Raw genomic sequence first — 20,508 nt, forward strand, 5'->3', positions numbered from 1 at the left:
TTGCGGCTAAATAGCTTATATGGACACCTCCCCGATGCAAGCACGGGCGGATCTTTTTCTGACAAGAGACTACCTGGCCAGAGGTATGACGAGGAGTCGGGGGTGCACTATAACCGGCACCGGTACGATGATCCGCAGCAGGGAAGATATATCACTCAGGATCCGTTAGGGCTGACGCGGGACAGACGCCACCGGGAAGCGGAGCGGATGTTCGGGTCTAACCGGGAGCAGCAACACTATACGGCAGCAGGACAGCTTGCGTAACGCGTCACCGACAGTGAGACTCTGGACTACCGGTACGACATCCAGGGGCAACTCACCGGCACCGGTGCAGAGCGTCAGTACGGCTACGATGAAAACGGACGTTTAATCAGTGCGGTACAGCCGGGTCTCAGCGCGGTATACCGGTATGACCCGGCGGGCAACCGGGTGGACGGGGAAGGACGACAGCAATTCGACAACCGGCCGGCAAAAGACGCCGTCTGGTAGTATGAGTACGATGCGTGGGGCAACCTGATTAAAAAGAGCAATGAGCGGGAGAAATATTTTACCACTACGATCTGCTGCACCGGTTAACGGGCTACGAGAAATAGACGCCGTCGGGAGCCATCATCCGTGCGACCTACAGCTACGACCCGTTCGGCAGACGTATCAGCAAAACGGAGGTGTGCAACCACCAGAGTGACACCACGATCTACGGCTGAGACGGCGACAGGCTGATGCAGAAAGCCATTACCGTTCACTCATCAAGCCAGATCAGAAAGCATAAAAAAGCCCCATCAGAAAATAATTGATAGGGCTATTGTCGTCTGCCTGCAGGATCGTTCAACCGATCATTTTGCTTAACCGAACGGTGTTACGCCTCGGCAGGTTTTTTTTATCTCTGAGACAAACGCATTAACGCGCTACCGCGTTCTGAACGTTTTCGTCCGCTTTCCAGATACGGTATTTCACTTCCACGTTTTCAGGGGTATAGACCACGATAGGCAGTTTGCTGTTGTAGCGCAGCATCCCGGCATCACCCAAATAGGCGGTGACGAATTTTTTCTCTTTCTTGCCTTCCGGGCAGGCCATCATGGTTGAAGCAGGGCCCGTGACTTTATCGACAACGTAGTAGTTGTAGCCCCAGCCTTCCAGGGTTTTGCTTTCCAGTTGGCCGCCAAGACGATGTTGGTTGCAATCCACTTCCAGCGTTTGACCAATCAACAGTTCTACTTTGAGGGTAGATTCATCCTGCTCAGGCGTGAGTTGGATAACCTGACGTTTCATACCTTTCTCGGCCTTAGGATACGGCGCGACTTTTTCCAGTGGCTGAGAATTCGTCTCTTGCGTGGTTGCCAATGCAGAAGTACTGGCGAAAGCGGCCAACAGTACCGCAGGAACGAGGGTCTTCATTTTATTGTTCACACTATTTCCTTTTTCTCGCTTATGAACGATTTCGCGCAGCGTAACACATTCACAATTCTTATTAATCTAAATTTACTTATATTTTAAGTGTATTGATGAGTGGTTTATTCATAATCCAGATTTATATGCTGATATGAATAATTTAAATAAGATAAATCTCTGTTTTTGTGTTTACGGCTGGTGGTTGAAAGATAACCTACTGAAATGTGAGCAAAAGCACATTACCTCACGGCAATCCGACACTCTTTTGATCCGGCAACAGCATTTACCCCCATCGGGGTATGCACCTCGATCACATCCTGAAATATCGTACACGTAAAAATAACGACTCATAAAAAATGCGGTTTTTATTGTCGTTCACTCTCCTGAGTAAGCGTCGTTATGGAAGGACAATGTCATGGTTGATTTATCCCGTCGCGGCATATTGACAGGCGCCTGGCGCAAAGCCAGCAACGGGATCTGTCCGCCGTGGAGCGGGGAAGTCTCACACTTTCTGGCACATTGTATCCGTTGTGACGCCTGCATTCAGGCATGTGAGAACGGCATCCTGCAGCGAGGCCAGGGCGGCTACCCGAGCGTAAATTTCAAACAGGGCGAGTGCAGCTTTTGTTATGCCTGCGCGCAAGCCTGTACCGAATCTCTTTTTCTTCCGCGCCACACCAGGGCCTGGGATCTGAATTTTACCCTTGGGCAAGATTGCCTGGCATATCAGTCTGTTGAGTGTCATCGCTGTCAGGATAGCTGTGAACCTATGGCTATCACGTTTCGCCCCACGCTGTCGGGCATTTATCAACCGCAACTTAACAATCAGGCATGCAGTGGATGCGGGGCGTGTGTCGCCAGCTGCCCAGTGTCAGCCATTAATGCGGAGTACAACCATGCACACTAACTGGCAGGTTTGTAGCCTGGTCGTTCAGGCGAAAAGCCAGCATATCACCGATATCAGCGCGCAATTACAGCAGTTTTCTGGCTGTGAAGTCGCCCTCAGCGATGTGGAAAGCGGTCAGCTGATCGTGGTGGTAGAAGCAGAACACAGCGAAACGCTGATGCAAACAATTGAGTCGGTACGCAACGTTGCAGGCGTGCTGGCGGTGTCGCTGGTTTATCACCAGCAGGATGAGCAAGGTGAGGAAACACCATGAAACTCAGTCGTCGTAGCTTTATGAAAGCTAACGCCGTTGCGGCCGCTGCGGCGGCTGCCGGGCTAAGCGTGCCGGGCGTTGCCCGCGCCGTGGTCGGTCAGCAGGAAGCCATCAAGTGGGACAAAGCGCCGTGCCGTTTTTGCGGAACGGGCTGCGGCGTGCTGGTGGGGACTCAGCAGGGGCGCGTTGTCGCGTGTCAGGGTGATCCTGAAGCGCCGGTTAACCGCGGGCTTAACTGCATCAAGGGCTACTTTCTGCCGAAAATCATGTACGGAAAAGATCGTTTAACGCAGCCGATGCTGCGTATGAAAGACGGCAAGTACAATAAAGAAGGCGAGTTTACCCCGATTAGCTGGGACCAGGCCTTTGACATCATGGAAGAGAAATTCAAAACCTCTCTGAAAGAGAAAGGGCCAGAAGCGATAGGCATGTTTGGTTCCGGTCAGTGGACCGTCTGGGAAGGTTACGCGGCGGCGAAACTGTTCAAAGCCGGTTTCCGCTCTAATAACATCGATCCGAATGCGCGTCACTGCATGGCGTCGGCGGTGGTGGGCTTTATGCGTACCTTCGGTATGGATGAGCCGATGGGCTGCTATGACGATATCGAACAGGCCGACGCGTTTGTGCTTTGGGGCGCCAATATGGCGGAGATGCACCCGATTCTGTGGTCGCGCATTACCAACCGTCGTTTGTCCGATCCCAATGTGAGCGTGGCCGTGCTCTCCACCTTCCAGCATCGTAGTTTTGAGCTGGCCGATAACGGTATGGTGTTCACACCGCAAACCGATCTGGTGATCCTCAACTACATCGCGAATTACATTATTCAGAACGACGCCATTAATCAGGATTTCTTCAGCAAACACGTCAACTTGCGCAAAGGGGCGACGGACATCGGCTACGGTTTGCGTCCTACCCATCCGCTGGAGAAAGCGGCGAAAAACCCGGGTTCCGACGCCTCTGAGCCGATTAGCTTTGACGAGTACAAAGCGTTCGTCGCGGAGTACACGCTGGAGAAAACCGCTGAAATGACCGGCGTGCCGAAAGATCAGCTGGAACAACTGGCGCAGCTGTATGCCGATCCGAAGAAGAAAGTCATCTCCTACTGGACGATGGGCTTTAACCAGCACACGCGCGGCGTGTGGGCCAACAACCTGGTCTACAACCTGCACCTGCTGACCGGAAAAATTTCGCAACCTGGCTGCGGTCCGTTCTCTCTGACCGGTCAGCCTTCTGCCTGTGGTACCGCCCGTGAAGTGGGGACCTTCTCCCACCGTCTGCCTGCGGATATGGTGGTGACCAATGAGAAACACCGTGATATCTGTGAGAAACACTGGCAGATCCCGGCGGGCACCATTCCGGCCAAAATCGGTTTGCACGCGGTGGCGCAGGACCGTGCGTTGAAAGACGGCAAGCTGAACGTCTACTGGACGATGTGTACCAACAACATGCAGGCCGGACCGAACATCAACGAAGAGCGTATGCCGGGCTGGCGCGATCCGCGTAACTTCATCATCGTCTCCGATCCTTACCCGACCGTCAGCGCGCTGGCTGCTGACCTGATCCTGCCGACGGCGATGTGGGTCGAAAAAGAAGGGGCTTATGGCAACGCCGAGCGCCGTACTCAGTTCTGGCGTCAGCAGATTAAAGCGCCGGGTGAAGCGAAATCTGACCTGTGGCAACTGGTACAGTTCGCACGTCGTTTCAAAACCGAAGAGGTCTGGCCGGAAGCGCTGCTGGCGCAGAAACCGGAACTGCGCGGTAAAACGTTGTATGACGTGCTGTTCGCTACCCCCGCGGTAAGCAAATTCCCACTGACAGAGCTGGCAGAAGATCAACTCAACGATGAATCCCGCGAGCTGGGTTTCTACCTGCAAAAAGGGTTGTTTGAAGAGTACGCCTGGTTTGGTCGCGGACACGGTCACGATCTCGCCCCGTTCGATGATTATCACAAAGCACGCGGTATACGCTGGCCGGTAGTCGACGGGAAAGAGACGCTGTGGCGTTACAGCGAAGGTCACGATCCGTATGTGAAAGCGGGTGAAGGCTACAAGTTTTATGGCAAGCCGGATGGCAAAGCGGTGATCTTCGCGCTGCCGTTTGAGCCTGCGGCGGAAGCGCCGGATAAAGAGTACGACCTGTGGCTTTCTACTGGTCGTGTGCTGGAACACTGGCACACCGGCAGTATGACGCGTCGTGTGCCTGAGTTGCACCGTGCGTTCCCGGAGTCGGTGCTGTTCATTCATCCGCTGGATGCGAAAGCCCGTGACCTGCGTCGCGGTGACAAAGTGAAAGTCGTCTCCCGTCGTGGTGAGGTGATCTCGATTGTCGAAACGCGTGGACGTAACCGTCCGCCGCAGGGACTGGTGTATATGCCGTTCTTCGATGCCGCACAGTTGGTGAATAACCTGACGCTGGATGCGACGGATCCTCTCTCCAAAGAGACGGATTTCAAGAAGTGCGCAGTGAAACTGGCGAAGGTGTAATTCGGTATGTCCCGGTCAGCGAAATCGCAAAATGGCCGCCGCCGCTTTCTGCGCGATATGGTTCGCGCAGCGGGCGGGTTGGCTGCTGTTGGCGTGGTGCTGGGGTTACAGCAGCAAACCGCACGCGCAACGGGCGTGCGGTTGCGACCACCGGGCGCCATTGCTGAAAACGCGTTTGCCAGCGCCTGTGTGCGGTGCGGGCAGTGCGTTCAGGCGTGTCCGTATGACACGCTAAAACTGGCGACGCTGGCCTCCGGGCTGGCCGCCGGGACGCCGTATTTCGTCGCCCGCGATATCCCCTGCGAAATGTGTGAAGACATTCCGTGCGCCAAAGTGTGCCCGAGTGGGGCACTGGACCGGGAGATTCGCTCAATTGATGATTCCCGCATGGGGCTGGCGGTATTGCTGGACCAGGAAAACTGCCTCAACTTTCAGGGATTGCGTTGCGACGTCTGCTATCGCGAATGCCCGAAAATCGATGAGGCGATCACCCTGGAACTGGAGCGCAATATGCGCACAGGCAAGCATGCGCGTTTCCTTCCTACCGTTCACAGCGACGCCTGCACGGGCTGCGGTAAGTGCGAAAAAGTCTGTGTCCTGGAGCAACCGGCAATAAAAGTATTGCCGCTGTCGCTGGCGAAAGGGGAGTTGGGTCACCACTACCGCTTCGGCTGGCTGGAGGGGAACGATGGCAAATCGTAAACGTGATGCCGGACGTGAAGCCCGGGTGAAAAAAGGCTGGTGGCGCAGTCATCGCTGGTTGGTTTTCCGTCGCGTGAGTCAACTGCTGGTGCTGGGAATGTTTCTGAGCGGCCCGTGGTTGGGCGTGTGGATCCTCCACGGCAACTACAGCAGCAGTTTGCTGTTCGACGCCATCCCGTTGACCGACCCGCTGATAGCCTTGCAAAGCCTGGCCAGCGGACATTTGCCCGCCACGGTTGCGCTGACCGGGGCGGTGATCATTACGGTGCTGTATGCCTTTGCTGGAAAGCGATTATTTTGCAGTTGGGTCTGCCCTCTGAACCCCGTTACCGATTTAGCTAACTGGCTACGCAGAAGGTTTGACCTGAATCAGTCCGCGAGCCTTCCTCGTCATATACGGTACGTGCTTCTGGTTGTGGTGCTGGTCGGATCGGCTCTGACGGGAACGCTACTGTGGGAATGGATTAACCCGGTTTCTCTGCTGGGACGAAGCCTGGTGATGGGATTTGGTAGTGGCGCACTGCTGATTATCGCTCTGTTTTTATTTGATTTACTGGTCGTTGAACACGGCTGGTGCGGGCATCTCTGCCCTTTAGGCGCACTGTATGGCGTGCTGGGAAGCAAAGGCGCGCTGACCGTTGCGGCGAAAGACAGACAGAAATGTAACCGCTGTATGGATTGTTTTCATGTTTGCCCGGAACCGCATGTGCTACGTGCGCCGGTGCTGGATGAGCAAAGCCCGGTGCAGGTCACCAGCCGCGACTGCATGACCTGCGGTCGTTGCGTGGATGTCTGTTCTGAGGACGTTTTTACAATAACAACACGATGGAGTTCGGGAGCGAAATCATGAAAAGCCATGACCTGATTAAAGCGCTGTGTCAGTGGACGGCCGGGCTGGCCCTGGTGGTCAGTAGTGCGGTTTGGGCAGCAAACGGAGTAGATCTGAGCCAGTCGCCAGAAGTGTCTGGGACGCAGGAAGGGGCGATTCGTATGCCTAAAGAGCAGGAACGCCTGCCGCTGAACTATGTCAATCAGCCCCCTATGGTTCCACACAGCGTGGACGGATACCAGGTAACCACCAACACCAACCGCTGTCTGCAATGTCACGGTGTAGAAAGCTATCGCACCACGGGGGCGCCGCGTATCAGCCCGACGCACTTTATGGATAGCGACGGCAAAGTATCAGGTGAAGTCGCGCCGCGCCGCTATTTCTGTTTGCAGTGCCACGTACCGCAGGCAGACGCAGCGCCGATTGTTGAAAATACGTTTACGCCCTCGAAAGGTTACGGGAAATAAGAGGTCATTATGGAAAATTCTAACCGTAAACCGGGTGTCATTAAGCGCGTCTGGCAATGGTGGCGTCGACCCAGCCGTCTGGCGCTGGGCACGTTACTGTTAATCGGTTTTGTCGGCGGCATTATTTTCTGGGGCGGTTTCAACACCGGTATGGAAAAAGCCAACACCGAAGAGTTCTGCATTAGCTGCCACGAAATGCGTAATACGGTTTATCAGGAGTATATGGAAACCGTACACTACAACAACCGCAGCGGCGTGCGGGCAACGTGTCCTGATTGCCACGTCCCACACGAGTGGGGTCCGAAAATGATCCGTAAGATCAAGGCCAGTAAAGAGCTGTATGCAAAGGCATTTGGTCTCATCGACACCCCGCAGAAGTTTGAAGATCACCGACTGACCATGGCGCAAAATGAGTGGCGGCGGATGAAAGACAACAACTCGCAAGAGTGTCGCAATTGCCACAACTTCGAGTTTATGGATTTAACGGCCCAGAAAGGCGTTGCGGCTAAAATGCACGACCAGGCCGTGAAAGAAGGGCAAACCTGTATCGATTGTCACAAAGGTATAGCGCATAAACTCCCGGATATGCGCGACGTTAAACCAGGCTTTTAACAGGATGTTGATGAGTGGGAATACTTGAAGCCAGAGAACTCCTCTGCGAGCGAGACGACAGAATTTTGTTCAGCGGACTGTCGTTTCGCGTGAAGGCCGGGGAATGGGTACAAATTACCGGAGGCAACGGTGCAGGGAAAACCACGCTCCTGCGCTTGCTTACCGGGCTGGCTCGCCCTGATGCCGGGGAGGTCTACTGGCAAGAGCAACCATTACGCAACGTGCGGGACAGCTATCATCAGGATCTGCTGTGGATCGGACATCAGCCGGGGATCAAAACCCGGCTTTCGGCGTTGGAAAACCTGCGTTTTTTTCATCAGGATGGCGATGTCGCACAGTGCCTGGAAGCTCTCGCGCAGGCCGGACTGGCTGGCTACGAAGACATTCCCGTTAATCAACTTTCTGCCGGACAGCAGCGCCGCGTCGCGCTGGCGCGTCTCTGGCTCACCCGGGCCAAACTCTGGATCCTCGACGAACCTTTTACCGCCATTGATGTGAACGGCGTGGAACGCCTGACGCAGCGGATGGCGCATCATACCGGGCAGGGTGGGATTGTGATTCTGACCACCCATCAGCCGATGAATGTCGACACCGACAGGATCCGCCGTATTGCGCTGACCGGTGAGAGGGTAGGGCAATGATGTGGCGAATTTTCCGTCTCGAACTGCGGGTTGCGTTCCGTCATAGTGCGGAAATTGCCAATCCATTATGGTTCTTTCTGATCGTCATCACCCTGTTCCCGTTGAGTATTGGCCCGGAGCCGCAGCTGCTGGCGCGCATTGCGCCTGGCATTATTTGGGTGGCTGCGTTGCTCTCTTCGCTGTTGGCGCTGGAGCGCTTATTCCGCGACGACTTACAGGATGGCAGCCTTGAACAGCTGATGCTGCTGCCGTTGCCGTTACCGGCGGTGGTGCTGGCCAAAGTGATGGCGCACTGGATGGTGACGGGACTTCCGTTGCTGATCCTCTCCCCCCTGGTGGCGTTGCTGTTGGGAATGGACATCTACGGCTGGAAAATCATGGCGCTGACGTTACTGCTGGGGACGCCGACGCTGAGCTTTCTCGGCGCACCGGGGGTGGGGCTGACGGTAGGACTCAAGCGCGGCGGCGTGCTGCTGAGCGTGCTGGTGCTGCCGCTGACGATCCCATTATTAATTTTTGCAACCGCCGCGATGGATGCGGCATCCATGCATTTACCTGTTGAGGGATACATGGCGATCCTCGGCGCGCTGCTGGCAGGCAGTGCGACGTTAAGTCCTTTTGCGACGGCGGCAGCGTTACGCATCAGTATGCAGTAACGCAGTTTTTCTCTGTTTTGTTTGAGTCTGGTGACTGAATTATGTGGAAAACACTTCATCAACTTGCGATCCCGCCACGGCTCTATCAGATCTGTGGCTATTTTGTTCCGTGGCTGGCTATCGCCACCGTGGTGGCCCTGGCGACGGGATGGATCTGGGGATTCGGCTTTGCTCCGGCGGATTATCAGCAGGGACAGAGCTACCGGATTATTTATCTGCATGTGCCTGCGGCGATCTGGTCGATGGGGATCTATGCCTCAATGGCGGTTGCCGCGTTTATCGGCCTGGTCTGGCAGATGAAAATGGCCAACCTGGCGGTGGCTGCGATGGCGCCGATTGGTGCCGTGTTTACCTTTATTGCGCTGGTCACCGGTTCCGCATGGGGCAAACCGATGTGGGGAACCTGGTGGGTATGGGATGCCCGACTCACCTCAGAGCTGGTGCTGCTGTTTCTCTATGTTGGTGTTATTGCGCTGTGGCATGCGTTTGACGATCGCCGTCTGGCCGGGCGTGCGGCAGGTATTTTGGTACTGATTGGCGTGGTTAACTTACCGATTATTCATTACTCGGTGGAGTGGTGGAACACGCTGCATCAAGGTTCGACGCGCATGCAACAAAGTATTGATCCGGCGATGCGTTCCCCGCTTCGTCTGGCGATTGTGGGTTATCTGCTGCTGTTTATGACTCTGGCGTTGATGCGTATGCGCAACCTGATTCTGATGATGGAAAAACGCCGCCCGTGGGTGAGCGAACTGATATTAAAAAGAGGCCGCCAATGACCAGCGCATTTGCATCCTGGAGTGATTTCTTCGCGATGGGCGGTTACGCCTTTTATGTCTGGCTGGCGGTAGTGATGACGCTGATTTCGCTGGGGGGACTGGTGCTACATACCGTCTTACAACACCGGGCGATTTTACGCGGCGTGGCGCAACAGAACGCGCGCGAAGCCCGAATGCAGGCGGTGCGGACGCAACAGGAGGTCGCGTGAATATTCGACGTAAAAATCGGTTGTGGATAGCCGTTGCCGTACTGGGCGGTCTGGCGCTGACCATCACGCTGGTGCTGTATGCGCTGCGTTCCAACATCGACCTGTTTTACACGCCGGGCGAGATTATTTACGGCAAGCGTGAAACGCAACAGTTGCCGGAGGTTGGCCAGCGCTTGCGTGTCGGCGGAATGGTCATGCCGGGAAGTGTGAAACGCGCCCCGGATTCGCTCAAAGTTAACTTCAGCATTTATGACGCCGAAGGCGTGGTGGATGTTACATACGAAGGCATTCTGCCGGATCTGTTCCGCGAAGGGCAGGGGGTCGTGGTACAGGGAACGTTGGGGGCAAACAATCATGTTCAGGCAAAAGAGGTGCTGGCCAAACATGATGAAAACTACACGCCGCCAGAGGTTGAAAAAGCGATGCAGGAAAACCATCGCCGCCCGGAAAGCGTCTACAAGGATAAAGCATCATGATGCCTGAGATTGGCAACGCGCTGCTGTGCCTGGCGCTTGGCGTGGCGTTATTGCTCTCGATTTACCCGCTGTGGGGTGTGGCGCGCGGTGATGTGCGGATGATGGCGTCATCGCGACCTTTCGCATGGCTCCTGTTTATTTGCGTCATGGGCGCTTTCATGGTGCTGGTGAATGCGTTCGTGGTGAACGATTTTACCGTGACCTACGTGGCCAGTAATTCCAACACCCAACTGCCGGTCTGGTATCGGGTGGCGGCCACCTGGGGCGCGCATGAAGGTTCGCTGCTGCTGTGGGTGTTGTTGATGAGCGGCTGGACGTTTGCGGTGGCGCTGTTCAGCCAGCGGATGCCGCTGGATATCGTCGCTCGCGTGCTGGCGGTTATGGGCATGGTTAGCGTCGGTTTTCTGCTGTTTATTCTGTTCACCTCGAATCCTTTCGCCCGTACATTACCGGACTTCCCCATTGAAGGGCGCGATCTAAACCCGCTGTTGCAGGACCCGGGCCTCATTTTCCATCCACCGCTGTTATATATGGGCTACGTGGGTTTCTCGGTAGCGTTTGCTTTTGCTATCGCCTCGTTGATGAGCGGGCGTCTGGACAGCACTTTTGCTCGCTTCTCCCGCCCCTGGACGCTGGCCGCGTGGGTTTTCCTGACGCTCGGCATTGTGCTGGGCTCCGCGTGGGCGTATTACGAACTGGGCTGGGGCGGTTGGTGGTTCTGGGATCCGGTAGAAAACGCCTCATTTATGCCGTGGCTGGTGGGCACCGCGCTGATGCATTCGCTGGCGGTGACGGAACAGCGCGCCAGTTTTAAAGCCTGGACGCTGTTGCTCTCGATCTGCGCTTTCTCGCTTTGTCTGCTGGGGACTTTCCTGGTGCGCTCAGGCGTACTGGTCTCTGTTCACGCGTTTGCCTCCGATCCTTCCCGCGGGATGTTCATCCTCGCCTTTATGGTGCTGGTGATTGGCGGCTCGCTGCTGCTGTTCGCCACGCGCGGACACAAGGTGCGCTCGCGGGTAAATAACGCCCTGTGGTCGCGCGAGTCACTGCTGCTGGGCAACAACGTGCTGCTTATTGCCGCCATGCTGGTGGTGTTATTGGGTACGCTGCTGCCGCTGGTGCATAAACAGTTAGGGCTGGGCAGCATTTCCATCGGAGAACCGTTCTTCAATACCATGTTTACCTGGCTGATGGCGCCATTCGCGCTGCTGCTGGGGATCGGGCCGCTGGTTCGCTGGGGCCGTGACAGACCGCGTAAAATCAAGATGTTACTTATTATCGCCTTTGTCACCACCCTGGTGCTGTCACTACTGCTACCGTGGCTGTTTGAGAACAAAATTGTCGCGATGACGGTCGTCGGACTGGCAATGGCAAGCTGGGTTTTTGTGCTGGCAATGGCGGAAGTGGCGCTGCGTATCTCGCGCGGCACAAAAATGAGCTTCAGCCATTGGGGAATGGTGGCCGGTCATGTCGGACTGGCGGTCACGCTGGTGGGGATTGCCTTTAGCCAGAACTACAGCGTTGAACGTGATGTGCGCATGAAGGCGGGTGATAGCGTGGATATTCACGAATATCGCTTTACGTTCCGTGAAGTGAAAGAGGTAACCGGGCCAAATTATCGCGGTGGTGTAGCCCTCATTGATGTGACGCGAGAGGGCAAAGCGGAAGCGACGCTCCATGCAGAGAAACGTTTTTACAACAGCAGCCGCTCGATGATGACGGAAGCGGCGATTGATGGCGGGATCACCCGTGATTTGTACGCCGCGCTGGGTGAAGAGCTGGAAAATGGCGCATGGGCTGTGCGGCTGTATTACAAACCGTTTATTCGTTGGATATGGGCGGGTGGGTTGCTGATGGCGCTGGGCGGGCTTTTCTGTCTGTTTGACCCGCGTTATCGTAAGCGCGCTTGCTCGCGTAACACCGCGCCGGAGGCTGTATGAAGCGCAACGTACTGTTGATACCTTTTGTTATTTTCCTCGTCATCGCCGCGGCGCTGTTATGGCAACTGGCGCGTAATGCGGAGGGTGACGATCCGACCAATCTGGAGTCGGCGCTGATTGGCAAACCGGTACCGACTTTCCGGCTGGAATCGCTGGAGAATCCCGGTCAGCATTATCAGGCGGACGTATTAACGCAGGGTAAACCGGTATTGCTTAACGTCTGGGCGACCTGGTGCCCGACCTGTCGTGCGGAACATCAGTATCTGAATCAGCTTTCGGCGCAGGGCATCCGGGTGGTGGGGCTGAACTATAAAGATGACCGCCAGAAAGCGATCGTCTGGTTGAAAGAACTGGGCAACCCTTACGCGCTAAGTCTGTTTGATGGTGACGGTATGCTTGGCCTCGATCTGGGGGTGTATGGTGCGCCAGAAACATTCCTGATCGACGGTAAGGGGATCATTCGCTACCGTCATGCGGGCGATCTTAACGCGCGGGTGTGGGAAAGCGAAATCAAGCCGCTGTGGGAAAAATACAGCAAGGAGGCCGCGCAATGAGATTTTTATTGGGGGTGCTGATGCTGGTGATCTCCGGTTCGGCGCTGGCCACCATTGATGTGATGCAGTTTAAGGATGAGGCGCAGGAGCAGCAATTCCGTCAGCTCACCGAACAATTGCGTTGCCCGAAATGCCAGAACAACAGCATTGCCGATTCCAACTCGATGATTGCCACCGACCTGCGGCAAAAAGTGTACGAGCTTATGCAGGAAGGTAAAAGCCAGAAAGAGATCGTCGATTATATGGTGGCGCGTTACGGTAATTTCGTCACCTACGATCCACCGTTAACCCCGCTGACCCTGCTGCTGTGGGTACTGCCGGCAGTGGCTATCGGTGCGGGTGGCTGGATTATTTTTGCCCGTTCGCGTCGCCGTGTACGATTGAAACGGGAAGCATTTCCTGACGAACTCCCCACTGGAGAGAAGCGTGCCGGGTTTGGTATCTACATTCCTGGGATTGTGATTGCCATTGTCGTAGGGGCGGTCAGTTATTATCAGACCGGCAATTATGCACAGGTGAAAATCTGGCAACAGGCCACCGCACAAACGCCAGCTCTGCTAGAACGTGCGCTGGATCCGAAAGCTCAGCCGCTCAATGAAGAAGAGATGACGCGTCTGGCGCTGGGCTTACGTACTCGCCTGCAAAGCGATGAGGGTAATACCGAAGGCTGGATTATGCTTGGGCGCATCGGCATGGTGTTGGGAAACGCCAGCACGGCGACGCAAGCCTATGCCAACGCCTACCGGCTGGATCCTAAAAACAGTGACGCGGCGCTGGGTTATGCAGAAGCGTTAACGCGCTCTTCCGATCCTGATGATAATCGTCAGGGGGGCGAGTTGCTGCGCCAGTTGGTGAGAAGCGACCATGCTAACGTCCGCGTGCTGAGCATGTATGCGTTTAATGCTTTTGAGCAGCAGCGGTATGGTGAGGCGGTGGCGGCCTGGGAGATGATGCTGAAATTACTGCCTGCCAACGATACGCGCAGGGCGGTGCTTGAACGCAGTATTAAACAGGCGATGCAGCAACTGTCGCCCCAGGCAGAGTAATCGGCGGATTGCCGGATAAGCAGCGTTATCCGGCATGCTGCTCTTTAATGCAGGCCGCGTGTTTGCAGAAACAGAATCGTTGCCGCGACGCGTGAACGCACGTTGAGCTTACGCAACAGATTGCGAATATGCACCTTTACGGTCTGTTCTGAGATGTTCAGCACAGCGGCAATTTGCTTATTAGACAGCCCCTGAGCAAGTTCATGCAGAACATCCAGTTCACGCTCAGTCAGCATACTGAAGGGATCTTCTTCAGCGCCAAACATTTCCCGTTCACGCAGGTACTCACTGACGCGATCGCTGAAGACGTTGCCGCCGTTCGCACCCTTGCGAATAGCATCCAGCAGAACTTCAGGGTCGCTGTCTTTCAGCAAATAACCATCAGCACCTGCGTCAATCAACGCGTAAACGTCGCTGGCAGAGTCAGATACAGTGAGAATGATGATTTGCGCGGTGACGCCATCGCGACGCAACGCGTTCAGGGTATCCAGCCCACTCATGCCTTTCATATTCAGATCAAGCAGGATCAAATCGACGTCAAGACGGTTCGCCAGATCGATAGCGCTCGCGCCATCGCCCGCTTCAGCAACGACGTTAAATGCGCTATCCAGCTCCAGTAATTGACGAATGCCCCGCCGCATAAGCGGATGATCATCCACAATGAGCACCTGAAAAGGGGTTGCTTCAGGCATGCTGTTCTCCTGAGATTATTAGAATCATTATTGTTTTCAGCGTGTCAGTTTTCCAGATTCGTCGCGCTGATGAGAGCGTAAATTTTACCCTAATTTGTGCATGGGTACGTAGTAAAACCTGCGTGACTGAAAGGGCTTTGCGGGAAGAGATAAACGTCAGACATAAGAAAACCAGCCGTAAAAGGCTGGTTTTCTTGGGGAATTTTGGTCGGCACGAGAGGATTTGAACCTCCGACCCCTGACACCCCATGACAGTGCGCTACCAGGCTGCGCTACGTGCCGACTCGTGGGTGCTAATACTACCGCTTTCCACCACGAATGCAAGGGGATGTCTTGCTAACTGATTTATAATTAATCAGTTAGCAATGAATCGTTTCTCATCCGTCAGCACCTGCAACAACAGACTTAGCTGTGGTTTCTGGTCTTTTATCTTTTCACCACGCAGATCGTACGTTTGATAGTTGCCGTTATTTTTCAGCACCAGCGTCATTCCCGGCGTGGTCACCGCCAACGTGCTTCCGTCGGCAGCCGTTACCCAGTAATGGCGGCGTGTCGCATTGAAAAGATCCTGCCCCTGAGAGTACTCGTTAGCTGGCGTGCTTACGTGCAGTAACCGTTGCATCAATGTCGTCATGAGGTCGGTATGGTCAGTCAGGCTATTAATACGCTGCGCTGGCGTTCCTGGCCAGTGGATGACAAGCGGTACCTGCAGATGTCCGCGGGACCAGTCAAAATTGTTCTCTTCCTGAGTCAGAGGCACACCACGACCCGCAGTAATGATCACCACCGTGTTGTTCAGTTTACCGGCGTCTTGTAGCGCGGTAAGCACACGGTTAATTTGTGCATCGACATTTTCCGCGGCACGGGCATACCGTTTCGCAAAATTCTTCTGGTTACTGTCATCAATATTGGTGCCATTGAAGGAGACCCACGAGAACCAGCGGTTATCTTCCTGGGCGTAGCGACTCAGCCAGCTAATCCACTGACTCGCCGTTTGTGCATCAGACTGCGTCTGAACCGTCGGCATAGAGAAATCTGACAGCAGCGCCTGGCGATAGAGAGGGCTGGTAAATCCGTCGGACGAGAATAAGCCTAACTGATAGCCTTGCTGATTCAGTGCTGAAATCAGGGCTGCTGGCGTTCTGGTCGACAAAATACCGTCCATATAGCTGGGGGATACGCCATAGAACAGACCAAAAATACCGTTATCCGAGGTGTTGCCCGAACTCATATGACGGGTGAACGAAATACTCTGTTCTGCAAAACGGGCAAGCGCAGGCATCTGTTTTTCATAACGGGAATAGTTCAGACCATCCACGGTAATCAACAAAACGTTTTGCCCAGTCCCCATGTCACGGTATTGCAGATCGCTCAATGGATATTGTACGGATACCGCTTCCGGATTTCCCTGTTCTACCAGGCGACGCTGATACTCTTGCGCATCCAACAAACCGTGTTTCTCAAGAAAGCGGCGCGCCGTCATCGGATAAGAGAGCGGTAGGTTTGCGCGCTGCATGGTGATCGGGCGATAAAAGTTGGCATCGGCCCAGATGTACACCATGTGCGAAGCAATAAACGAGACAAAAAGGAAGGCGGCAAGCGGCCTGGCAAAATGGCGACGACGCGTCAGGCTGCGCAGTTTCTGCCAGCTCCAGGTCGCGAACAGCATTTCGATTAGCAGAATAATGGGCACGCTGATAAACATCAACTGCCAGTCACGCGCCATCTCGTTCTGGTCTGGGTTAATGACCAGTTCCCAGACAATGGGATTAAGATGCAGGTGGAAACGGGTGAAGACTTCGCTGTCGATCAACAGCAGCGTCATGCCCGCTGTCGCCAGTATGGCTGATAAGAAGCGCATCAGCCGCTGGGACATGACGATAAACGTCAGGGGAAACAGAATCAGCAGATAGGTGGCAAACACCAGAAAACTGAAATGCCCGACAATACTCAGGTAGGAGTAGATACGACCCGCAAGCGTTGTCGGCCAGTCTGCGACAAACAGGTAACGACTGCCAAGCACCATGGCCAACAGAATGTTGAACAGAGCAAACCAGTGCCCCCAGCTAACCATCTGAGAGACTTTTTCACGGTAGCGCTGACGATGAGTTACCATAACCTGTCGTTATTTTCCCCGGAGCCGGTTCTTAGTGCGCTTTGTCTTCGTTAACCGAGGACTTCAGGGCACGGGCAAAAGAGTCTGCAATCGCCTGGCGTTGGGCCGGGGCAATGCTGGTGTTAATCAGGTTCGTCACCATGTTTCCCAATACCATCAGGGAAAGGTCGGTCGGCGCCTTATGTTTTTCCAGTACGTTGAGCAGTTCACTCAGTAATTGTTCAACGTGTTCGTCACTGTAGCGGGAATGTTGTGGCATAAATCGACATCAGTTTGTTCATGAAAGGGCAACATATTACCGTAGCAACAGTTTTTTTTCTGCTTTTTTATCTTCTATTGCGTCACTGACCATCAGGTGGTTGAATACCGCCCGGTCTTAAAGGAGAGTTTATCATGAGTCTGGATATCAACCAGATTGCCCTGCACCAGCTTATCAAGCGTGATGAGCAAAACCTTGAGCTGGTCCTGCGCGATTCATTACTGGAACCGACAACCACCGTTGTCGAGATGGTGGCTGAACTGCACCGGGTCTATAGCGCGAAAAACAAAGCGTATGGCCTGTTCAGCGAAGAGAGCGAACTGGCGCAAACGCTGCGGTTACAGCGTCAGGGCGAGGAAGATTTTCTTGCCTTCAGCCGTGCGGCAACCGGTCGTTTACGTGATGAGCTGGCGAAGTATCCGTTTGCTGACGGCGGTATTGTGCTTTTCTGCCACTATCGCTATCTGGCGGTGGAGTATCTGCTGGTCGCGGTGCTGAACAACTTAAGCAGCATGCGTGTGAATGAAAACCTGGACATTAACCCGACGCACTACCTGGACATCAATCATGCGGATATCGTGGCGCGTATTGATTTAACCGAGTGGGAAACCAATCCGGAATCCACGCGATATCTGACCTTCCTGAAAGGTCGGGTAGGGCGCAAGGTTGCCGATTTCTTTATGGATTTCCTCGGTGCGAGTGAAGGGCTGAACGCGAAAGCGCAGAACAGGGGTTTGCTGCAGGCGGTAGATGACTTCACCGCGGAAGCGCAACTGGATAAATCAGAGCGCCAGAATGTGCGTCAGCAGGTGTACAGCTACTGCAACGAGCAGCTACAGGCGGGCGAAGAAATTGAGCTCGAGTCGCTGTCGAAAGAACTTGCTGGTGTTAGTGAAGTAAGCTTCAGCGAGTTTACGGCGGATAAAGGCTATGAGCTGGAAGAGAGTTTCCCGGCCGATCGCAGTACATTACGCCAGTTAACTAAATACGCCGGCAGCGGCGGCGGGTTAACCATTAACTTTGACGCCATGCTGTTAGGCGAGCGCATTTTCTGGGATCCGGCGACCGACACCTTAACCATCAAAGGCACGCCGCCGAATCTGCGCGATCAGCTGCAACGCCGGACGTCAGGCGGAAATTGATCGAATATGCCTGCTGGCGCTGCGCTCATCAGGCATACGGATCAATAAATGACAGAAACAAAAAACCCCGCCGAGGCGGGGTTTTTCTTCAACTTGTTGGCGATTACGCGCGAACGAAGTCGATGTGAGACAGCTTCGGCTTGTAAGCGTGACGCTGTACAGCTTGAGCTTTAACTTTAACTTCTTTACCGTCAACAACGATGGTCAGAACTTCGCTGTAAAATTCAGCTTTAGCTTGCATGTTCATGATTGAATCGTGATCCAGTTCGATAGCAATCGGGGCTTCTGCGCCACCGTAGATGATTGCCGGGAACTTGTTAGCGGCACGCAGGCGGCGGCTCGCACCCTTACCCTGCTCTTTACGTACTTCAGCATTGATAGTAAACATTTAAATCTCTCTTAAATAATTCCTGCTACAGGCGACCCAGCAACAGGTAAGTGATCTGCTTTGCGTATGCAAAAGCGGGCGGAATTCTATACTCAAATGCCCGTTACATCAATCAAAAGTACGATTATCCGCGTAATTCATGTGCCCGGCGGAAGCGTCCTTCGTAGTCAAAGACCTTTTCACGTACCTGCCAGTACTGGCCTTTCATGCGTGCGACGACAAAGTCGGGATGCCGCAACAGCGGTTGTTGCGCGAGAATATCTGCGGCGGTGATCCAGCGTAACGGAACGCCTGGCGTGCGGGTGTGAGGGCGAATGAAGAGCTGCTCAAACGCGGTGCGCTGAGCGGGCGTCTGCAAGCGAAAGCGCTCGCTGACGTCGGCACCGTCCTCATCGTAATAGGTGATTTTCAGCCATTCGCCTTTTTCATCCTGTCCGTGTTGGATTGCCATGCCGCTACAGCGCAGCACCAGCGCATCTTTGAGTTTTAGCGCGGCCTTTAGCATATCGTCTGGGTCGACAAGTACGGTATCGCACTCGCGGCAGCGACGTGCCGCAATGTCGTTTTCCGCGTTGCATTGTGGGCAGTTTTTAAAGCGGAAGCGAAAATCGCACTGTTCACGATGACCCTCATCGTCTTCAAACCACCCCTGGCAGCGCCGACCAAAGTGCTCAATCAGCGTGCCGTCGGCGGTGGTTTTGCCCCAGAATGTATTGGCAAAACCACAGGTAGGGCAGAAGACCTGGACGGGCACGTTGTCGCTTTTCCCTTTCGGCGCGCCAACTTCCGGCGCGTATAAGTCATGAGGATTACCGGCATAATCAAGAATCAGACAGTCGGTTTTCCCGGGTGACAGGCGCAGGCCGCGTCCTACGATTTGCTGATAAAGGCTGACGGACTCCGTCGGGCGCAAAATGGCGATGAGATCGACATGCGGGGCGTCAAAACCGGTCGTCAGCACCGCAACGTTAACCAGAAACCGAAAGCGCTGCGCTTTGAAGTCTTCAATCAACACGTCGCGTTCAGCGCCCGGCGTGTCGCCAACGATCAGTGCGGCGTCATCGCGGGGCAGCAAGCCAACAATCTCTTTCGCATGTTCAACGGTGGCGGCGAAAATCATCACCCCTTTGCGTGTCTGGGCGAACTCAACTATCTGACTGATGATATGCGGCGTTATTCGTTGCTGTTTTTTTAGCTCGTGATTGAGGTCGGCTTCGCTAAAGAGGCCATTACTCTGTGCCTGCAAACGGCTGAAATCATACTGCACGACCGGCATGTCCAGGCGCTCCGGCGGTGTCAGATAGCCGTGTTTGATCATGTAGCGCAGCGGCAGTTCGTAAATACAGTCGCGAAAAATCGCGTTTTCGTTGCCGCGTACCATGCCATGGTAATGGAAACGGTAAATCCAGCCTTTGCCCAGGCGAAATGGCGTGGCCGTCAAACCGAGCAGACGAAGCTGGGGATTGACCTGACTCAGGTGGGCGAGGATTTGCTGATACTGGCTCTCTTCATCGTCGCCAATACGATGGCATTCATCGACGATCAGCAGGGAAAATTCACCCTGAAAATGGCCCAGATTGCGGGCGACTGACTGTACGCTGCCGAAGACCACTTTGCCGTGGCTTTCTTTACGTTTTAATCCGGCGGCGAAGATATCGGCCTCCAGACCCAACGCACAATATTTTGCGTGGTTTTGTGCGACCAGTTCTTTTACATGCGCCAGCACCAGAACGCGTCCACGCGCTACGCGCGCCAGCTCAGCGATTACCAGGCTTTTACCTGCGCCGGTTGGCAAGACAATTACCGCAGGGGAGCGATGGTGGCGAAAATGGTTGAGCGTGGCATCCACGGCTTCTTTCTGATAAGGACGAAGTGTAAAAATCATGGTCTCGCTGCGATAATGAATCCCGCGTTTAGTATGCCATGAATCATTTCCTTTGAGCGAAGTATAGACCCCGTTATACTGAG

Annotated in this window: 23 protein-coding genes and 1 tRNA gene; 17 read left to right on the forward strand and 7 right to left on the reverse strand. The window is 54.5% G+C overall.

The annotated features are described in order from the left end of the window. Window positions 1–264: an RHS repeat-associated core domain-containing protein gene (locus tag AC07UY_RS19010; RefSeq protein ID WP_494701764.1), complete on the forward strand. Its 264-nt coding sequence runs from the start codon at window positions 1–3 to the stop codon at window positions 262–264. A gap of 633 nt (window positions 265–897) precedes the next feature. Here the strand turns inward: AC07UY_RS19010 and eco are convergent. Next, window positions 898–1,395, reverse strand: a complete 498-nt coding sequence (gene eco / locus AC07UY_RS19015) for a serine protease inhibitor ecotin (protein WP_203361236.1) — start codon at window positions 1,393–1,395, stop codon at window positions 898–900. 409 nt (window positions 1,396–1,804) lie between these two features. Here eco and napF point away from each other — a divergent pair, with 409 nt between their 5' ends. The 15 genes from napF to AC07UY_RS19090 are packed head-to-tail and all read left to right on the forward strand — an operon-like array spanning window position 1,805 to window position 13,943. Continuing rightward, window positions 1,805–2,296: a ferredoxin-type protein NapF gene (gene napF, locus AC07UY_RS19020; RefSeq protein WP_203360616.1), complete on the forward strand. Its 492-nt coding sequence runs from the start codon at window positions 1,805–1,807 to the stop codon at window positions 2,294–2,296. Beyond that, window positions 2,286–2,549 carry a chaperone NapD gene (napD, locus tag AC07UY_RS19025; protein WP_162379194.1) on the forward strand — a complete coding sequence of 88 codons (264 nt, stop codon included), beginning with the start codon at window positions 2,286–2,288 and terminating at the stop codon, window positions 2,547–2,549. Before napF ends, napD begins: the two co-directional genes overlap by 11 nt. After that, window positions 2,546–5,032, forward strand: coding sequence for a nitrate reductase catalytic subunit NapA (napA, locus tag AC07UY_RS19030; RefSeq protein ID WP_203360617.1), 2,487 nt, complete (start codon window positions 2,546–2,548; stop codon window positions 5,030–5,032). The genes napD and napA overlap by 4 nt, the downstream gene beginning before the upstream one ends. Before the next feature lie 6 nt (window positions 5,033–5,038). Beyond that, entirely contained in the window at window positions 5,039–5,734 is a 696-nt protein-coding gene (gene napG / locus AC07UY_RS19035) for a ferredoxin-type protein NapG (RefSeq protein WP_203360618.1), read from the forward strand. Further along, window positions 5,721–6,584, forward strand: a complete 864-nt coding sequence (gene napH / locus AC07UY_RS19040; RefSeq protein WP_494661308.1) for a quinol dehydrogenase ferredoxin subunit NapH — start codon at window positions 5,721–5,723, stop codon at window positions 6,582–6,584. The genes napG and napH overlap by 14 nt, the downstream gene beginning before the upstream one ends. Next, on the forward strand, window positions 6,581–7,030 hold the full coding sequence (napB, locus tag AC07UY_RS19045; RefSeq protein ID WP_192612842.1) for a nitrate reductase cytochrome c-type subunit: 450 nt from the start codon (window positions 6,581–6,583) through the stop codon (window positions 7,028–7,030). The genes napH and napB overlap by 4 nt, the downstream gene beginning before the upstream one ends. Before the next feature lie 9 nt (window positions 7,031–7,039). Beyond that, the gene (gene napC / locus AC07UY_RS19050) at window positions 7,040–7,642 is read left to right on the forward strand and encodes a cytochrome c-type protein NapC (RefSeq protein ID WP_192612841.1); all 603 of its coding nucleotides are present in this window, start codon (window positions 7,040–7,042) and stop codon (window positions 7,640–7,642) included. 14 nt (window positions 7,643–7,656) lie between these two features. Further along, window positions 7,657–8,283: a cytochrome c biogenesis heme-transporting ATPase CcmA gene (ccmA, locus tag AC07UY_RS19055; RefSeq protein ID WP_494661306.1), complete on the forward strand. Its 627-nt coding sequence runs from the start codon at window positions 7,657–7,659 to the stop codon at window positions 8,281–8,283. Next, window positions 8,280–8,939 carry a heme exporter protein CcmB gene (ccmB, locus tag AC07UY_RS19060; protein ID WP_192612840.1) on the forward strand — a complete coding sequence of 220 codons (660 nt, stop codon included), beginning with the start codon at window positions 8,280–8,282 and terminating at the stop codon, window positions 8,937–8,939. The genes ccmA and ccmB overlap by 4 nt, the downstream gene beginning before the upstream one ends. Before the next feature lie 41 nt (window positions 8,940–8,980). Then, window positions 8,981–9,718, forward strand: coding sequence for a heme ABC transporter permease (locus AC07UY_RS19065; RefSeq protein WP_192612839.1), 738 nt, complete (start codon window positions 8,981–8,983; stop codon window positions 9,716–9,718). Next, on the forward strand, window positions 9,715–9,927 hold the full coding sequence (gene ccmD / locus AC07UY_RS19070; protein WP_192612838.1) for a heme exporter protein CcmD: 213 nt from the start codon (window positions 9,715–9,717) through the stop codon (window positions 9,925–9,927). Before AC07UY_RS19065 ends, ccmD begins: the two co-directional genes overlap by 4 nt. Next, window positions 9,924–10,403 carry a cytochrome c maturation protein CcmE gene (gene ccmE / locus AC07UY_RS19075; protein ID WP_490470286.1) on the forward strand — a complete coding sequence of 160 codons (480 nt, stop codon included), beginning with the start codon at window positions 9,924–9,926 and terminating at the stop codon, window positions 10,401–10,403. Before ccmD ends, ccmE begins: the two co-directional genes overlap by 4 nt. Then, entirely contained in the window at window positions 10,400–12,343 is a 1,944-nt protein-coding gene (locus tag AC07UY_RS19080; RefSeq protein WP_494661305.1) for a heme lyase CcmF/NrfE family subunit, read from the forward strand. The genes ccmE and AC07UY_RS19080 overlap by 4 nt, the downstream gene beginning before the upstream one ends. Further along, window positions 12,340–12,897 (forward strand): thiol:disulfide interchange protein DsbE, encoded by a 558-nt coding sequence (dsbE, locus tag AC07UY_RS19085; RefSeq protein WP_301698322.1) that lies wholly within the window; start codon window positions 12,340–12,342, stop codon window positions 12,895–12,897. The genes AC07UY_RS19080 and dsbE overlap by 4 nt, the downstream gene beginning before the upstream one ends. Further along, the gene (locus tag AC07UY_RS19090; protein ID WP_494661304.1) at window positions 12,894–13,943 is read left to right on the forward strand and encodes a cytochrome c-type biogenesis protein CcmH; all 1,050 of its coding nucleotides are present in this window, start codon (window positions 12,894–12,896) and stop codon (window positions 13,941–13,943) included. Before dsbE ends, AC07UY_RS19090 begins: the two co-directional genes overlap by 4 nt. Window positions 13,944–13,987: 44 nt before the next feature. Here AC07UY_RS19090 and narP read toward each other — a convergent pair whose 3' ends face one another. The 4 genes from narP to AC07UY_RS19110 all read right to left on the reverse strand — a co-directional run bounded on the left by narP (window position 13,988) and on the right by AC07UY_RS19110 (window position 17,010). Then, entirely contained in the window at window positions 13,988–14,635 is a 648-nt protein-coding gene (narP, locus tag AC07UY_RS19095; protein WP_494661303.1) for a nitrate/nitrite response regulator protein NarP, read from the reverse strand. A 205-nt stretch (window positions 14,636–14,840) separates the two neighbouring features. Beyond that, a tRNA-Pro gene (locus AC07UY_RS19100) sits at window positions 14,841–14,917 on the reverse strand. A 73-nt stretch (window positions 14,918–14,990) separates the two neighbouring features. After that, window positions 14,991–16,751, reverse strand: coding sequence for an LPS biosynthesis-modulating metalloenzyme YejM (gene yejM, locus AC07UY_RS19105; RefSeq protein ID WP_494661302.1), 1,761 nt, complete (start codon window positions 16,749–16,751; stop codon window positions 14,991–14,993). A 31-nt stretch (window positions 16,752–16,782) separates the two neighbouring features. Further along, window positions 16,783–17,010 (reverse strand): YejL family protein, encoded by a 228-nt coding sequence (locus AC07UY_RS19110; RefSeq protein ID WP_162379210.1) that lies wholly within the window; start codon window positions 17,008–17,010, stop codon window positions 16,783–16,785. 134 nt (window positions 17,011–17,144) lie between these two features. Between AC07UY_RS19110 and yejK the strand changes: the two genes are divergently transcribed. Continuing rightward, the gene (gene yejK / locus AC07UY_RS19115) at window positions 17,145–18,152 is read left to right on the forward strand and encodes a nucleoid-associated protein YejK (protein WP_192612831.1); all 1,008 of its coding nucleotides are present in this window, start codon (window positions 17,145–17,147) and stop codon (window positions 18,150–18,152) included. Window positions 18,153–18,255: 103 nt separating this feature from the next. Here yejK and rplY read toward each other — a convergent pair whose 3' ends face one another. Together rplY and radD are read right to left on the reverse strand one after the other, a co-directional pair. Then, window positions 18,256–18,540 carry a 50S ribosomal protein L25 gene (gene rplY, locus AC07UY_RS19120; RefSeq protein ID WP_203360628.1) on the reverse strand — a complete coding sequence of 95 codons (285 nt, stop codon included), beginning with the start codon at window positions 18,538–18,540 and terminating at the stop codon, window positions 18,256–18,258. A 124-nt stretch (window positions 18,541–18,664) separates the two neighbouring features. Further along, window positions 18,665–20,425, reverse strand: coding sequence for a DNA repair helicase RadD (radD, locus tag AC07UY_RS19125; protein WP_494701765.1), 1,761 nt, complete (start codon window positions 20,423–20,425; stop codon window positions 18,665–18,667). Window positions 20,426–20,508 lie beyond the last annotated feature (83 nt).

Source organism: Citrobacter sp. GW821-FHT02E08 (genome assembly GCF_059421685.1).